Annotated in this window: 13 protein-coding genes; 5 read left to right on the top strand and 8 right to left on the bottom strand. The window is 73.5% G+C overall.

Annotated features, from left to right (window positions below; genetic code table 11):
- Positions 1-114 precede the first annotated feature (114 nt).
- A complete protein-coding gene (locus ACIHEJ_RS05520; RefSeq protein WP_400132327.1) occupies positions 115-2,124 on the top strand; it encodes a glycosyl hydrolase family 28-related protein in 2,010 nt (669 codons plus the stop codon).
- Here ACIHEJ_RS05520 and ACIHEJ_RS05515 read toward each other — a convergent pair.
- The 6 genes from ACIHEJ_RS05515 to ACIHEJ_RS05490 form a co-directional block, all read right to left on the bottom strand.
- A complete protein-coding gene (locus ACIHEJ_RS05515) occupies positions 2,121-2,636 on the bottom strand; it encodes an SRPBCC family protein (RefSeq protein WP_400132326.1) in 516 nt (171 codons plus the stop codon). The two genes, ACIHEJ_RS05520 and ACIHEJ_RS05515, sit on opposite strands and share 4 nt — an antisense overlap.
- A 68-nt stretch (positions 2,637-2,704) precedes the next feature.
- Positions 2,705-3,556 (bottom strand): DeoR/GlpR family DNA-binding transcription regulator, encoded by an 852-nt coding sequence (locus ACIHEJ_RS05510; RefSeq protein WP_400132325.1) that lies wholly within the window; start codon positions 3,554-3,556, stop codon positions 2,705-2,707.
- Positions 3,557-3,752: 196 nt separating this feature from the next.
- The gene (locus ACIHEJ_RS05505) at positions 3,753-6,191 is read right to left on the bottom strand and encodes a right-handed parallel beta-helix repeat-containing protein (protein WP_400132324.1); all 2,439 of its coding nucleotides are present in this window, start codon (positions 6,189-6,191) and stop codon (positions 3,753-3,755) included.
- 225 nt (positions 6,192-6,416) lie between these two features.
- Positions 6,417-7,022: a hypothetical protein gene (locus ACIHEJ_RS05500; RefSeq protein WP_400132323.1), complete on the bottom strand. Its 606-nt coding sequence runs from the start codon at positions 7,020-7,022 to the stop codon at positions 6,417-6,419.
- A gap of 213 nt (positions 7,023-7,235) precedes the next feature.
- On the bottom strand, positions 7,236-8,060 hold the full coding sequence (locus ACIHEJ_RS05495) for an MOSC domain-containing protein (protein WP_400132322.1): 825 nt from the start codon (positions 8,058-8,060) through the stop codon (positions 7,236-7,238).
- 43 nt (positions 8,061-8,103) lie between these two features.
- Positions 8,104-8,541, bottom strand: a complete 438-nt coding sequence (locus tag ACIHEJ_RS05490; protein ID WP_400132321.1) for a DUF6643 family protein — start codon at positions 8,539-8,541, stop codon at positions 8,104-8,106.
- Positions 8,542-8,815: 274 nt separating this feature from the next.
- Between ACIHEJ_RS05490 and ACIHEJ_RS05485 the strand changes: the two genes are divergently transcribed.
- Positions 8,816-10,141, top strand: coding sequence for a TerD family protein (locus tag ACIHEJ_RS05485; RefSeq protein WP_400132320.1), 1,326 nt, complete (start codon positions 8,816-8,818; stop codon positions 10,139-10,141).
- Between the two features lie 6 nt (positions 10,142-10,147).
- Here the strand turns inward: ACIHEJ_RS05485 and ACIHEJ_RS05480 are convergent, their stop codons facing one another.
- Positions 10,148-11,311: a glycosyltransferase gene (locus ACIHEJ_RS05480; protein WP_400132857.1), complete on the bottom strand. Its 1,164-nt coding sequence runs from the start codon at positions 11,309-11,311 to the stop codon at positions 10,148-10,150.
- A 69-nt stretch (positions 11,312-11,380) separates the two neighbouring features.
- Here ACIHEJ_RS05480 and ACIHEJ_RS05475 point away from each other — a divergent pair, with 69 nt between their 5' ends.
- Positions 11,381-12,166, top strand: coding sequence for a glutamate racemase (locus tag ACIHEJ_RS05475; RefSeq protein WP_400132319.1), 786 nt, complete (start codon positions 11,381-11,383; stop codon positions 12,164-12,166).
- A gap of 256 nt (positions 12,167-12,422) precedes the next feature.
- Positions 12,423-12,968 carry a hypothetical protein gene (locus ACIHEJ_RS05470; protein ID WP_400132318.1) on the top strand — a complete coding sequence of 182 codons (546 nt, stop codon included), beginning with the start codon at positions 12,423-12,425 and terminating at the stop codon, positions 12,966-12,968.
- A 166-nt stretch (positions 12,969-13,134) separates the two neighbouring features.
- Here ACIHEJ_RS05470 and ACIHEJ_RS05465 read toward each other — a convergent pair whose 3' ends face one another.
- Positions 13,135-14,109, bottom strand: a complete 975-nt coding sequence (locus ACIHEJ_RS05465; protein ID WP_400132317.1) for an O-antigen ligase family protein — start codon at positions 14,107-14,109, stop codon at positions 13,135-13,137.
- 363 nt (positions 14,110-14,472) lie between these two features.
- Here ACIHEJ_RS05465 and lnt point away from each other — a divergent pair, with 363 nt between their 5' ends.
- Positions 14,473-16,083 carry an apolipoprotein N-acyltransferase gene (gene lnt, locus ACIHEJ_RS05460; protein WP_400132316.1) on the top strand — a complete coding sequence of 537 codons (1,611 nt, stop codon included), beginning with the start codon at positions 14,473-14,475 and terminating at the stop codon, positions 16,081-16,083.
- Positions 16,084-16,094 lie beyond the last annotated feature (11 nt).

Here is a 16,094-nt window from a genome sequence, read left to right as displayed (position 1 = left end):
GGCGGGCCGCGAGGCGGGCCAGGGCCTCGTCGCCGATCATGCCGCGGTCGCTGGGCCCGGCGGGCGTGCGAAACTCCCCCCACTGATCATCAGCGATCCCTGGGGGGACCCGCCATGAACTCCACGCCCTCGACGTCCAGACGCCACCTGCTCACGAGCGCCGCCGGTCTCACCGGCGCCGCCCTCGCGACCACCGTCGCCACCGCGGGCGAGGCGGCCGCCGCGGACACCGGCGAGGGCTGGCTCAACGTCAAGGACCCGGCGTACGGAGCGCTCGGCGACGACCAGGCCGACGACGCCCCCGCCATCCAGAAGGCGATCGACGCGGCGGGGCAGGGCGGCACCGTCTACCTGCCGCCGGCGAAGTACCGCCTCGCCTCGCCGCTGCGGCTCGAGCAGGGCGTCACCCTGCGGGGCGACTGGAACCCGCACTTCCCGGTCCGCACCAACATGGTCGGCTCCTTTCTGCGTCCGGGCATCGGCAACTTCACCGGCGCGGCCCTGATCATCATCGACCCGGCCCCCGTTCAGGGCACCTACGAGAACTCCGCCTACGGCGGCGGCCCCCGCCTGTACGGCCTCGCCCTCGACGGACGCGACCAGAAGGACGCCACCGGCGCGGCCGTCGACGGCGTCCTGATCAACCCGGGCGTCAAGGACGTCGGCATGGACAAGGTGACCATCTGGCGGTTCACCGGCCACGGCGTCGACGCCCAGAACGCGGCCGCCTTCCAGTTCAACCAGGTCCACGCCGTCGACAACGACGGCCACGGCTTCACCTGGGGCGACTCGGCCGGCACCGGCGGCGGTCTCGTCGACGCCGACCTCTTCCAGTGCTACTCCCAGGGCAACAAGGGGCACGGATACGACATCCTCAACCCCAACGCCGTCACCATGGTCGACTGCCGCTCCGAGTGGAACGCCCAGCACGGCTACCACATCACCGGCATCAACTATGCGATGGTGATGGTCGGTTGCAACACCGACCGCAGCGGCCAGGACGGCTTCCACATCTCCACCTCCGCCGGCGGTCGCTTCCTCCAGTTGATCGGCTGCCTGGCCAAGCGGGACGGTAAGGCCGGCTCCGGCTGCTCCGGCTTCACCGTGACCGGGAACGCGGCGGAGGGAGTCGTCCTCACCGGCTGTTCCACCTCCACCGGCCGCAACGACGACAACACCGGCACCCTCTCACCGTCGTACGGCATCACCACCTCGGCGTTGAACAGCGCGAGCTGCGTCTCCGTCGTCGGCGGCGAGTACGTCGGCACGACGGCCCCCTTCAACGACGCGGGCGCCGCCGTCGTCCGCCACAGCGGTGTCACCGCGGGCACCCATGGCGACACCGGCATCACCTGGGACAAGGCCGACACCCACATGATCTCCGGCGCCGCCGGAACCAGTCGTGACCTGCAGTTCTGGTCACGCGGCAAGAACCGCCGCTGGACCCTGCGCACCACCGACACCGCCGAGTCCGGCACCGGCGACGGCTCCGACCTCGCCCTGATCCGCCACGGTGACGACGGCACCGCCCTCGACACCCCGCTCTCGATCCGCCGCGCCACGGGCCGCATCACCCTCGGCCAGGCCGGCACGACCCCCGGCGTGGTGGTCAACGCGACCGCCGGCCCCGGGGTGAACCTGATCCACACCCAGTCCGCCGGCCAGGGGTACGCCGTCACCGCCGCCGACACCGCCTCGCGGGCCATCCAGTCCCAGATCGCCGGCGACTCGGTCAATCGCTTCGTCATCGACGTCAACGGCACCCAGTCCTTCGGCCCCGGCGGCGCCGCCGGCCGTGACACCAGCTGGGCGCGCCTGGGCGCCGCCCAGATAGGCAGCACGGACTCGGACATCGTCGCGGGTCTGGCGGGCAAGGGCATCAAGGTCAAGGAGGGCACCAACGCGAAGATGGGCACCCTCACCCTGAACGGCGCCACGGCGGTCAAGGTGACCACCACGGCCGTCACGGCGTCGAGCCGCATCTTCCTGACGATCCAGTCCCCCGGCGGCACCCCGTCCGGCGTGGCCTACGTCGCGTCCCGCACCCCCGGCACGTCGTTCACGGTGAAGGGCATGGCCGGAGACACCTCGGTGGTGGCGTGGCTGATCGTGGAGCCGGCCTAGCCGGCGTCCGATCGCGGGTCGTCGTGTGTGACCGACCTGCGGCGAGGCCCCTGGGCCAGCCGCCGGTCCAGTTTCCCGACCGCGTCACGGAAGGAGCGGCCCACGCCCGGGCGGGCGAGCGTCCACACCAGGCGGAACGGGGCCGTGCCGTCGAGGGCGAAGGTCATCTGGACCCGGCTTCCGGTGCCGGCCGGGGACAGCCGCCACTCCTCGACCCAGGCACGGGCTCCCGGCATGTTCGTCACATCGACGCGGTAGGCGTAGACCTCCGGCGCCTCGGCGGCGATCACCGACTCCTCGAAGCGGACGCCGCCGCGCAGCCGGACCGCGCGGCCGTCACCGGCCGGCCGGACGGAGGACACCCCGGGGAACCACTCCGGCCAGCCGGTCAGGTCCTCGGCGAGCGACCGGAAGATCATGTCGGGGGCCGCCGCTGCCTCCCGGACGAAGACCAGCCGCACCGGCGCGGTTCGGACGAAGTCGAGGCCGGCCGGTCGCAGACGACGAGCCATGGTGCGAACCCCCTCGTGAGTCCCTTGCAGGGAACGGGCGTTGCACCGTCAGTTTAACTGGCACCCCGTCAGATGTCGTCGGCGTCCCCGTCGTCCCCGTCGTCCTCGTCCGGCTCGCCCGCCACGATCAGTCGCGGCAGATGCTCGGAGATCTCCGCGCGGGCCTCGGCCGGCAGCCCCGCGTCGGTGACCAGGGTGTCCACCTGCTCCAGCGTGGCGAACGAACTCAGACCCACCGTGCCCCACTTGGTGTGGTCGGCGACCACCACCACCCGGCGCGCGGAGTGCACCAGCCGCCGGTTCGTCTCGGCTTCCGCCAGATTCGGCGTGGACAGTCCCGCCTCCACCGATATGCCGTGCACCCCGAGGAACAGCAGATCGAAGTGGAGCGCCGCGATCGCCTGGTCCGCCACCGGTCCCACCAGTGAGTCCGACGGGGTGCGCACCCCACCGGTCAGCACCACCGTGGCCGCGCCCTGCCGCTGCCCGGAGGTGCGCTGTGCCGCGTGGAAGACGTCCGCGACCCGCACCGAGTTCGTCACCACGGTCAGATCGGGCACCTCCAGCAGGTGCTGCGCGAGCGCGTACGTCGTCGTACCGCCGGAGAGGGCGATCGCCGAGCCCGGGGTGACCAGCCGGGCGGCGGTGCGCGCGATGTCCTCCTTGGCCGTCAGCTCCAGACCCGACTTCGCCTCGAAGCCGGGCTCGTGGGTGCTGGCCTCGACCACCGGGACCGCGCCGCCGTGCACCTTCTCCAGGACCCCCTGGCGGGCGAGGGCATCCAGATCGCGGCGGACGGTCATGTCCGACACGCCGAGCTTGCGGGTCAGCTCGTTGACCCGCACACCGCCCCGGCGCCGGACCTCGTCCAGGATCAGGGCGCGGCGCTGCTCCGCGAGGAGGTTCTGATTCTCACTCACGTACGCTCCGGTCCTTTCGCCGCCAAACGTCCGACTCGTCCGGCGCACCGGTTCCGACCAGGATCTTCCGTCCGTCCGGCGGTGCGCGGGCGTCCCATCTTGTCACGGGTCGGCACCGCTTGCGCCACCACCTGACCCGACGCGCACATGTCACTCGGGTCACGGCCGTGGGGCGCCGCACCGGCCCGGTGGCGGCTCAGGGCAGCTCCGGCAGGTCCTCCGCGTAGAGCAGCGTCAGGTCGTCGGTGCTGGGGTCCTCGAGCTGGGCGACGCGGCTCGCGTGCCGTTCCACCATCGCCTCGAAGGTCTGCCGGGCCGTGCGGCCGTTGCCGAACGCCGGGCCCTTCGGGATCGCCGTGAAGTACTTCAGCAGCGCCTCGCCCGCGCCCGCCGCCAGCCGGTACTCGTGCTCGTCGGCCTGCTGCTCCACGATCCTCAGCAGCTCGTCCGGGCCGTAGTCGCCGAAGGTGATGGTGCGGGAGAAGCGGGAGGCGACGCCCGGGTTGACGGAGAGGAACCGCTCCATCTCCGCCGTGTAGCCGGCGACGATCACCACCACCGCGTCCCGGTGGTCCTCCATCAGCTTCACCAGCGTGTCGATGGCCTCCTTGCCGAAGTCCCGCCCGGCGTCCTCCGGGGACAGCGCGTACGCCTCGTCGATGAACAGCACTCCGCCGCGCGCCCTCTCGAACGCCTCCTGGGTGCGGATCGCCGTGGAGCCGATGTGCTCGCCGACCAGGTCGACCCGGGACACCTCCACCAGGTGGCCCTTCTCCAGCACGCCGAGCGAGGCGAGGATCTCGCCGTAGAGCCGGGCGACCGTGGTCTTGCCGGTGCCGGGGGAGCCGGTGAAGACCAGATGCCGCTTGACCGAGGCCGCCTTCAGGCCCGCCTGCTGCCGGCGCCGGCCCACCTCGATCATGTCGGTCAGCGCCCGCACCTCACGCTTGACGCTGTCCAGGCCGACCAGCGCGTCGAGTTCCCCGAGCACGTCCTTGGAGGTCCGCACCGGATGCTCCGGCTCCGCGGCGGCGACCAGCGGCTCCTGCTCCGTGGTGCGCTGCCCGGGGATCGACCCGAGCAGACCGGGGGAGTGCGCCGTGGTCTGCACGGCGGTCTCGGGGGGTGTCGGCGGCCGCAGGCTGCCGCTCTCGTCGCTGGTGCAGTCCTCCACGACCGGCCCGGACCCGGAACCGGCGTCCGGGCCCGCGTCGGCGAACTCGTAGCCCCCGCGCGCGCACCGCTCCGTGCGGCACTTGCGCAGCGTCGTACGACAGCCGTCGATCACATGGAAGCCGTAGCCGCCGCTGCCGCTGACCCGGCAGTTCAGGAAGCTGCCACGACCGCCCGCGGAGACGTAGAAGCCGGCCTCGGCGGGGGAGTCGACCGTGCAGCGCTCGATGGTCGGGTCCGCGCCCTTGGTGACGATCACCCCGGTCTGGGTGCCGTCCAGGGTGCAGTTGTTGAGTGTGCCGCCGCTGCCGTGGTCGCGGAACCAGGCTCCGGTCGCCGCCTCCCGGATCCGGCAGTCGTCCAGCTGCGCCGTCGCCCCGTCGCTCACCGAGACCGCGGTGTTGCGCACCTGCGTCAGGTCGCTGTCGACGACGTCGGCACGGGAACCCCGGTCGAGCACGAACAGCGCGTCCGGCACGTCGTGCACCCTGCAGGAGTCGAGCACCGCGGTGGCGCCGTCGCTCACCCACACCGCGGGGTAGTCACCGGTGCTGTCGAAGATCTCGCACTGGTTGGCGTCCACCCGGGTCCCCGGGTCCCACACCGACAGGCCGTTGCGTCCGAACCGGCGCACCGTCGTGCGGGTCAGTGTGAGCACCGAGCGGGAGCGCAGGTCCACCGCGTTCTCGGGGATGTCGTGGAGGTGGCAGTCGGCGAGCGTGAGCACCGCGTCGGTGTCCAGCGTGACGCCGTCGGCGGTCGTGCGGTGCACGTCGCAGTCGGTCAGGTGCGCGGTGGCCCGCTGGGTGACCTGCACTCCGGAGCCGCGGACCTCGTAGATCTCGCAACCCACGGCCTCCAGGGAGGAGTTCTCCCCGGTCGCGGTCAGCCCGGTCCCGGAGGCGTGGTGCACGCGGCAGCGCTCCAGGCGCGGGTGGGCGCCGCCGCGGACGGACACGCCCGCCTGCCCCGCCGCCACGACCTCGCACTCCTCGAACACCCCGCCCGCGCCGTCCAGTACGGCGATGCCGATGCCGGCCGGGTTGTCGACCGTGCAGCGGCGCACGGTCGGCCGCGCGCCGCCGCGCACCTCGATGCCGACGGCGGACCGGGTGACGATCCGCACGTCCAGCAGTTCTGGCGTACCCTCCTCGACCAGCAGTGCGGGCGCCGCCGCGTCCTGGCCCTCCACGTGCACGTCCTGCACCACGGCCGAGGCGCGTACGGTCAGCGGCACCCCGTCGACGGGCGCGATCCGCACCGAGCCCGGCGAGCCCTCGGGACCACGGAGGGTCACCGCCCGCTGGACGACGAGGTTCTCCCGGTAGGTGCCGGGGGCGACCGTGAGGACGTCGCCGTCGGCGGCGGCCTCCAGGGCGGCGGCGAGCGACGCGTACTCACCCGTGCGGCGCCGCCACCGCGATGTACCGGTGTGCGTCACCTGGACCGTGCCCTGTGCCATGGCGTTGCTGTGCCCCCACCTCGTCGTACGTCGGCTCGCTCCCGTCGGGACGGCGCCGGTGCCGGGACCGCGACCGGGCCGGCCCTCGGGCCGAGCTCGCTCGCACTCTCGAAAACTGCCTTCCGCCCCAGGGGTTCGCGCACCCGCGGGTCGTCGCCGAAAGCGCTTCGGCCGGTCCACCGTAGCGTGTACGTGCACGGTCGTCCGACCAGAGCCGGAAGGCCGTCAGCTGCCGGTGCCCGCCTTGCCCCAGTCCGGGCCCGCCCGGTCCCAGGCCTGGTCCCAACGCGCGTACCGACGGCGGACCATGCGCCACACGGTCAGCCGCCGCACTCCCTCGACCAGGCCCGCGGCCAGCAGGGCCGCGCCGATCCCGGCGAGCACCGCGTGGGTCGTCGCCGTGGCCGTGTCCAGCGGGCGGGGCGCTATTCGGCCGTCCGGATCCGTCCAGAGTGCGAAGTGGTCACCTGTGTTCGGGGACTTGAGGTCGGTCAGGGTCCGGCCGCGCCGCCGGGTGCCGTCCGGCGCGGTCCAGTCCGCGAGGACCCGCCTGCGGGCCTCCCGCGCGGCGGTGGTGTCGGGGTCGGTCTCCAGCGGGGCGTCCCCCAGGTCGCGTACCACGGTGGCCGTCACGAGGTGACGCGTGTGCTGCTGCTCCCGCACGGCGCGCTGCAGCGAGTCCTGGGCGACGGCACCGACCACGCAGCCGGTCACGGGCGCGGCCACGGCGATCAGCACCAGCGCCACCAGGGCCACCCACGCCTCGGCGAGATCCGTGGCGCGGCGCAACGGATTGCGGCGCCAGCGCCACAGACCCCTGAGTGCCCGCATGTCCCCCACCCCCTTCCGCTCCGCCATGTCCCCGGCACGGGCAGTCACCCACGGCCCGGGTCGGGAGAGAGCGCCGACACTTCCGCCACGGACGCGTTCGCACATGGCCTCTCACGAATTTCTCATGACCCCTCAACGACCGGGACCCGGCCCAGGGTTCCCGCCCCGTCCGGGCCGTCCGCCGGCCGGATGCGCCGGGCCGGACCGGTGGCGCTACGCCAGCACCCGCACGGGGTCGCCCACCCTGATCGTGCCGGGGGAGAGGGGCGCGACGTTCTGGCCGAAGATCAGCCTTCCGCCGATCCGGCGGTGGCGTGCCAGCGTGTACAGGGGCTCCCGGCCGCGCTCGGCGGTGTCCTGGTCGGTGGTCGTCACGACGCACCGCCCGCTCGACTTCACGACGCGGAACACCACCTCGCCGACGGAGATCCGCGACCAGTCGTCCTCGGCCCAGGGCCGCGTGCCCGCTACGACGACGTTGGGCCGGAAGCGGCTCATGGGCAGCGGGCCCTCATGGGGGTGCCGGCCTTCGGCTATCAGGGAGTTGAGCGCGTCCAGGGAGGCGGTCGTGGTGACCAGCAGGGGATAGCCGTCGGCGAAGCTCACCGTCTCGCCGGGCAGCGCGTACTCGGGATCGACCGGGCGGCGGGTGGCCGGGTCGTCCATGTGGACCAGACGGACGTCGGCTTCCGCATAGGCGCTGCACCAGGCGTGCGCGGCCGCCGCGGCCGGGACCGCCTCGACCTTCGTGCCGAACACGCTCACGGACACCGTCGGACCCGGATCCGGCACGCGGACCGTCAACGGTGCGTGACCGGGCGCGGACAGACGGATGCCGCCGCCGGCCAGAGGCTCGGCGGCGGCAAGCGCGAGGCGCGGCTGCTCCCGCTGGGTGACGACCTTTCCCCCGTCGTCGATCAGCGTCCAGCGTCGGTCGCCGGCCAGCCCCCAGGGCTCCACCACGGCCTCCCCGAGCGAAAGACTCCGGAACGCCTTGACCGGATGGACGTGGATCGACTGCACTTCGGCGTTTCCCATGACGCCATCGTGCCAGGTGCCACCGACAGCCGGGGTGTGCCGATCAGTAGCCGCGGTACTGCTGGTTGTTGTACGGATCCTGGTAGCCGGTCTGCGCGGGGCGCGGCGCGGCCGGACGCATGGCCTCGTACCCCGTGCCCATCGTCATCGGGCGCTGCTGCTGCGGGGCCTGCGGACCGGGATAACCCCGCGGGGCGCTCGCCTGCTGCGGGATGTACGCGGTGGGCGCCTGCTGCAGCGGGGCGGGCTGCGGAAACTGCGGATAGCCGTAGGCGGGCGCCTGAGGGGACGGGGCCGCCGGGAGGGCGGGCAGTGCCGACGGCAGGGCGGGCAGACTGCTGCCCGTGTCGTAGGCGGCGGGGACCCGGATCGGGGCGATCTGCGGGGTGCCCCGCTCGGCCACGAGGGAGTCGTAGATCGGGGTGTCCGGGAAGGAGGCGGAGTAGTAGCCGCCACCATAAGTGGAGCGGGGGGAGGTCATGGCACATAAGTTAAGCCCACGATGTGCTCGTTGGGGAGACCGATAAGAGGGTTGTTTTCCGTGTCGGTAGTGACCCGGGATCCCCAATCCGAGCGAACGCGGCAAAAAGGGGCGCCGATCAGCGTTTAGATCGTGTAAAGGCCAGTTCCCGCGGGGTTACCGCCGGTTGACCGGCGGTCTTCCGCACCGCTCCGGGAGTTCATCGTGCCGTTCCCCGCGTTGTGCGGGTAGGGATGATCCGGACGACCGGAGGACATCCGGAAGCCGACACGGGATGGGGGCGGACATGTCAATGTCGAAAGGATCGAACACGCCGGTGCCGACCACGGCACTGCGCGTTCAATTGGGCTGGCGCTCCGGACCCGGCGTGCCCGACGCGGACGCCTCCGCGCTGCTGCTCGCCACCGGAAAGGTCCGCTCCGACGGGGACTTCGTCTTCTACAACCAGCCCGCCCACCCGTCCGGCGCGGTGCGCCACGAGGGCAAGCGGACGGCCGGCGGACACGTCACGGACACCCTTGTCGTCGACCTCGCGCGCGTGGAGGGCGACATCGAGCGGATCGTGCTCGCCGCCTCCGCCGACGGCGGGACGTTCGGACAGGTTCCGGACCTCTACATCGAGGTGACCGACGCCGCGACCGGCCGCTCGGCCGCCCGCTTCGACAGCCCCGGCGCCACCGTCGAGACGGCCTTCCTGCTCGGCGAGTTCTACCGCCGCCAGGGCGGCTGGAAGTTCCGGGCCGTCGGCCAGGGCTACAGCAGCGGACTCGAAGGCCTGGCAACCGACTTCGGCATCACCGTCGACGAACCGCAGCGCCCCGCAGCGCCCGCCGCGGCGGCCCCGGCACCACCCCGGACGACGCCCGCCCCGCCCCGCCCGGCCATGGCGCGGCCTCTCGCGACGCCCCACGCGGCACCGCCCGTGACCGCGCCGCCCCCGCCCGCGGCCCCTCCGGCCCCCGCGCCCCAGCCGGTCCGGCTGTCCAAGGTGACCTTGACCAAGGCGGCCCCCTCCGTCTCGCTGGCCAAGCAGGGCGGCACCTCCGGTGCCCTGCGGGTGAACCTCAACTGGCAGATGCGCAGACACCTCGGCGGCCGGGGCAGCAGGTGGGGCGGCGGACAGGATCTCGACCTGGACCTGTGCGCCCTCTACGAACTCGCCGACGGCCGCAAGGGGGTCGTCCAGGCCCTGGGCAACGCCTTCGGATCGCTGGACCGGCCGCCGTACGTCCACCTCGACGGCGACGACCGCACCGGTGCCGTGGCCACCGGCGAGAACCTCACCGTCAACCTCGACCACACGCAGGACTTCCGGCGCATCCTCGTCTTCGTCACCATCTACGAGGGCGCCAGTTCCTTCGCCGATCTGCACGCCACCGTCACCCTCCACCCGCAGCACGGCGCGCCCATCGAGTTCTTCCTGGACGAGTGCACCGTGCCCTCCACGGTGTGCGCGCTCGCTCTCATCACCAACACCGGCGGCGACCTCCTCGTGCAGCGCGAGGCGCGGTACCTGGTGCCGCAGCGGGGCGTGAGCCCGCAGCGGACCATAGACCGCGCCTACGGCTGGGGCATGAACTGGACACCCGGCCGCAAGTGACCGTGCTCAGCCCTCGTCGGTGACCGTGCCGGGACGCGCGTAGGTACGGCCCTTCCACGCGGCCCCGCGTCCCCGGTAGTGCTGCACGGCCGAGTCGACCGTCATCAGGAGGTACAGGAACGCCGTGAACGGCAGCAGCGGAGCGAGCCACAGCGGCTGCCGGTAGTAGCGCAGCATCGGCAGGTAGGTGCCCGACATCACCGCCCACGCCGCCGCGCCGAGGAGGGCGGTCGCCGTACTGCCGGCTGCCGCTGCGGCGACCAGCGCGACGGGCGGCACCAGATACACCAGGGCGAGACCGGCGACCGTGCCGAGGAGCAGCAGCGGGTTGTGCCGCAGCTGGGCGTAGGCGCTGCGCGAGACCATCCGCCACAGGTCGTGCAGCCGCGGATACGGCCGCACGCTGTCCACCCGGTCGGCGAGCCCCAGCCAGACGTGCCCGCCGGCGCCCTTCACCGCGCGCGCGAGTGCCACGTCGTCGATGACCGCGTGCCGGATGGCGTCCGGGATCCGTGCCTGCTCCGCCATGCTCGTGCGCAGCAGGACGCAGCCGCCGGCGGCCGCCGCCGTGCGCGCGCCCTTCCGGCCGATCCGGCGGAAGGGATACAGCTGTGCGAAGAAGTAGACGAACGCCGGGACCACCAGCCGTTCCCACAGGCTCTCCACCCGCAGCCGCGCCATCTGTGACACGACGTCGAAGTCCCCGGTGCGGGCCGCAGCCACCAGTTCGCGCAGGCTGTCCGGCGCGTGCGCGATGTCCGCGTCCGTCAGCAGCAGGTACTCGGGGTCACGCGCGCGTGCCAGCCCGATGCCGTACCGCACCGCCCACAGCTTGCCCGTCCAGCCCGTCGGCGGCTCACCCGGCGAGTCCACCGTGAGCGGCAGCCCGCCGTGGCGCCGGGACAGCTCCCGGGCCAGCCGGCCGGTGCCGTCCGTGCTCCCGTCGTCCACCAGGAACACCTCCGCCCGCCCCGGATACTCCTGCGCCAGCAGGGACGGCAGGCTCGCGGGCAGCACCGCGGCCTCGTCCCGGGCCGGTACGACCACGCACACGGCCGGCCACTCCCTTGGTTCCCGGCGTGCCGGCAGCCGCACGTCCGTGCGCCAGAAGAAGCCCTGGCACAGCAGCAGCCAGCACCAGGCGGCCAGTGACACGACGGTGATCCACATCAGGGCGCTCACGGCCGCAGTCTGCACCACCGGAGCGGCCGGCAGTACCGCATCGTCTATCGTGGCCGGGTGAAGATCGCGCTCATGGACTCCGGAATCGGCCTGCTTCCCGCCGCTGCCGCGGTACGACGGCTGCGGCCCGACGCGGACCTGATCCTCTCCTGGGACCCGGACGGGATGCCCTGGGGACCGCGCACGCCGGAGGACATCACCGAGCGGGCCCTCGCCGTCGCGGGGGCCGCCGCCGCCCATGAGCCGGACGTCCTGATCGTCGCCTGCAACACCGCGTCCGTGCACTCCCTGCCGCAGATGCGGGCCCGGTTCGAACCGAACCTGCCGATCATCGGCACCGTCCCCGCGATCAAGCCGGCCGCCGCGGGCGGTGGGCACGTGGCGATCTGGGCGACCCCGGCCACCACGGGCAGCGCCTACCAGCGGGGGCTGATCGAGCAGTTCGCCGGCGGTGTCACCGTCACCGAGGTGGCGTGCCCGGGCCTCGCGGACGCGGTGCACCACGCGGACGAGGCGGCGATCGACACCGCGGTCGCCTCGGCCGCCGCCCGCACGCCGAAGGACGTGACCACGGTCGTCCTGGGCTGCACCAACTACGAGCTGGTCGCCGAGCGCATCCGTGCCGCCGTCCAGCAGCCGGGCCGTGCGCCGCTGATCCTGCACGGCTCCGCCGGAGCGGTGGCCGCGCAGGCCCTGCGCCGGATCGGGGCCGAGCCGCAGCCGGCGGCCGTCGCCGACACCACGCTCACCGTGCTGCTCAGCGGACGCGAGGCGACCCTCCCGGACACGGCGCTGGCCTACGCCGAGGGCCGCTTCCTCCAGACGGTCAGCCCCGTCCGCTGACGGGGCCGAACGCGACTCCGCCCGCGGGCGCACCGGCCCGACCGCCCGCCGTGCACCGCCCCGACCATCGGCTGACCGTCCGGGCGCCGACCGGTCAGCCCGGCCGCCGACCGCCGTGCCCCCCACCTGACCGCCCGCCCGTCCGGCGGTCGCCTGCACCGGCCGGTCCCGATGCGCGCCCCGGTCTGCTCCGCCTGGGCCAGTCACGCTGTGCCACGCCCTACCCGCCCAGCGAAACCTGAGTAACCTCATAAACATGAGGGACCATTCCCGCGCCGACGACGCCCCGCACCCCGACGTCTGGACGGGACGCGCCACCAACCGGGTCCAGTGGCTGCTCGCGCTGGTCGGGGCCGCCTGTATGGCGCTGGGCATCGAGCTGGCGGTGGACTCGGCCTGGACCTCCGGCGTCGCCGCGCTGGTGATGTCCGTCGTGGGCTGCATCGCCGCCGGACTGCTGGTCCTCTTCGGCACGCTCGCCTTCGTGCACGTCGACCTCAGATGCGACAAGGACTCCGTCGAGGTGCGCTGCGGCCACATCGGGCTGCCGCGCCGCCGCATCCCGCTCTCCCACGTGGCCGGTGCCGACTTCACCGCCCTCGTCACTCCCCGTCAATGGGGTGGCTGGGGCTACCGCTGGCGCCCCGAGAAAGGCACCGCGGTCGTCGTACGCCGTGGCGAGGGCATCGTGCTGCGCCTGTGGGACGGCCATACCTTCACCATCACCGTGGACAACGCGGAGTCGGCGGTCCGGGCGATCAGGGCGCGGCTGCGGGCGAACATCCCGGGCTCGACCCACTGAGCACTCCGCCGGTGCCGCGGTGAGCCGGTGCCGGGGCTTCGGGTGGCCGGACCGGTGCACCGGTCCGGTGGCGCAGCCGTCTCGTCCGTGCCCGGTGCGTGCTCCCCGTGGCGCTGCCACGTTCGGGCGGGGCCACGCGCGAGGCGCCTTGCGGCACCCGTCCCGGTCACAGCTCCGGGCTGCCGCCGACACCCGTCCACGGGCGGGCCGTCGCCCAGCCGGCGAGCAGTCCCGCGCCCGCCGTCACCGTCGTGAAGCTCAGCGCGTCGCCCACCGAGGCCAGCGCGGCCAACGCGGTCAGGGCCGCGCCCGCGGTGAGGGCGACCGGAGCCGGGCGGGGAGTGCGCCACAGCGCGTGCAGCACCCAGCAGAACGCGGCGACGAGCAGGACCACCCCGACCAGGCCCTGCTCCGCCGCCTGTTGCAGCAGGGCGGAGTGCGGTTTGCCGTCGGACACCGGCACCTGCGGTGCCGTACGGCTCAGCTCGCCGAACCGGCCCGGGCCGACCCCCAGACCGCTGTTCCGGCCGGCCAGCCGCAGCGCGTCCTGCCACAGCTGTACACGGTGCGGCCCGGACCGGCCGCCGAACACCCCGGCGAGCCCGTCGGGCAGGACGCCGGCGGCGACCGCCCAGGTCACGCCCGCCACCACGGCCGTCGCCCCGGCCAGGCCCGCGAGCCACACGCCCCGGCGGTGCACCGAGCCGGCGGCGAGCGAGCAGAGCAGGACGGCCGCGCCGGCCACGCAGCCCGCCGTCGACCCCAGCACGGCCCCGGTCAGCACGGTCCCGGCGGCCCCGGCCCGCAGGCCCAGCCGCAGCGCCGGTACGGGCGTCGCCCAGGCGGCACAGCACGCGGCGCCGGTGGCCAGGGCCAGCAGGGCGGCCGTCGCACCGGCGTGCCCGAGCGGGGCGGCGGCGTAACGGGGTCCTGGGGAGAGCTCGGGCAGTGTCACGGCGAGGACCAGCCCGACGACCGCACCGGCCGAGGGCGCGGCGACCGGCAGCAGTGCCCCGGAGACCCGGCCCGTGGCATGGCCGGCGGTCACCGCGAGCACGGCCAGCAGCACTCCCTCGGGCCGCCCGTCGTGGGCCGCCGCGGTGATCAGCGACCACCCGGCGCAGGCCCCGAGCAGGATCATGCCCGCCCCGTCGGAAACGTTTCTTCTGACAGCGTGCGCATCCACACGTGCACGACCGCCGATACCGCCGATACCGTCCGTGCCGTCCGCACCGGCCGCGGACCTCGTCCCCGTCGACCCCACCTGCTCGCCCCTCGTACCCGGTCCCCCGACCTGTGGCAGGCCAAGGCCGTGCGCCGGGTCCGGCCGCACTGCCGAGGCTGGGCACACCGTAACGGCCCACGACCCGTTCGGGGACGAGGTACGGCAAAAACAGCGTGCCGGGCATCGCCCGGCCCGACCGCATTGACCTGGGTTTCGCTGCGAGGTACGGACACCGACCGAGCTGTCGGCCGCGAGCTCGGCCGCCGTACACTCACCCGGGTGACCGTCACCGCAACCTCCGTCGACCAGCCGGATCAGCTCCAGCCGTCCCCCGCCTCCGGCGCGCGCGGCGGCCGGCTGCTGCGCCTGGTCCCGGCCGTCGCCTCCGCTCTCTGCGGAGTGCTGCTGTACGTCAGTTTTCCGCCCCGCACGCTGTGGTGGCTGGCGCTGCCCGCCTTCGCCGGCCTCGGCTGGGTGCTGCGCGGCCGCGGCTGGAAGGCGGCCCTCGGCCTCGGCTACCTCTTCGGGCTCGGCTTCCTGCTGCCGCTGCTGGTGTGGACCGGTGTGGAGGTGGGGCCGGGCCCCTGGCTGGCCCTGGTCGCCATCGAGGCGGTCTTCGTCGCCCTGGTCGGCGTCGGCGTCGCAGCGGTCTCCCGGTTGCCGGCCTGGCCGGTGTGGGCCGCCGCCCTCTGGATCGCGGGCGAGGCGGTACGCGCGCGCGTGCCCTTCCGCGGCTTCCCCTGGGGCAAGATCGCGTTCGGCCAGGCGGACGGCGTCTTCCTGCCGCTCGCCGCGGTGGGCGGCACACCTGTGCTCGGCTTCGGAGTGGTCCTGTGCGGCTTCGGGCTGTACGAAGCCGGCCGGCTGCTCGCCGAACGGCGCCGTACCCGGGTCCTGCGGCGGGGTGCGGCGGCCGCCGCGCTGCTGAGCGTGGCCGTCCCGGTGGCGGGCGCGGTCGCGGCCCGCTCGCTGGTCAGCGACAAGGCCGAGGACGGCACCGCGACCGTGGCGCTCATCCAGGGCAATGTTCCCCGCTCCGGTCTGGAGTTCAGCGCCCAGCGGCGGGCCGTGCTCGACCACCACGTGCGCGAGACGCTCCGACTCGCCGCCGACATCAAGGCGGGGAAGGCGCCCAAGCCCGACTACGTGCTGTGGCCGGAGAACTCCTCCGACATCGACCCCTTCACCGAGCCGGACGCGGCCGCCGTCATCGAGGGCGCCGCCAAGGCGGTCGGGGTGCCCATCTCGGTCGGCGCGGTCGTCGAGAAGGACGGGCGACTGCTCAACGAGCAGATCCTGTGGGACCCGGTCAAGGGACCGACGCAGACCTACGACAAGCGGCAGATCCAGCCGTTCGGCGAGTACCTGCCGCTGCGCGGGCTCGTCGGCGCGGTCAACAAGGACTGGACCGGCATGGTCCGCCAGGACTTCAGCCGTGGCGCCGAGCCGGGCGTCTTCGACATCGACCGTGCCAAGGTCGGCCTCGCCACCTGCTACGAGGCCGCGTTCGACTGGGCCGTACGGGACACCGTCACGCACGGCGCGGAGATGATCTCCGTGCCGAGCAACAACGCGACCTTCGACCGCAGCGAGATGACCTACCAGCAGCTCGCCATGTCCCGCATCCGCGCCGTCGAGCACAGCCGTACCGTGACCGTGCCGGTGACCAGCGGCGTCAGCGCCGTCATCATGCCGGACGGGAAGATCACCCAGAGGACCGGCATGTTCGTGCCCGCCTACCTCGTCCAGAAGGTGCCGCTGCGCACGTCCACGACCCCCGCCACCGAGCTGGGCATCCTGCCGGAGATCGCCCTGGTGCTGGTCGCGGCGGGCGGGATCGGCTGGGCGATCGGCTCCGGCCTGCGCGCCCGGCGCGCGACCGACGCCTAGTGGGGCCCACC

It is taken from the genome of Streptomyces sp. NPDC052301, assembly GCF_044593395.1.
Taxonomy (GTDB): domain Bacteria; phylum Actinomycetota; class Actinomycetes; order Streptomycetales; family Streptomycetaceae; genus Streptomyces.
This window is presented reverse-complemented; position numbering and strand designations above follow the sequence as displayed.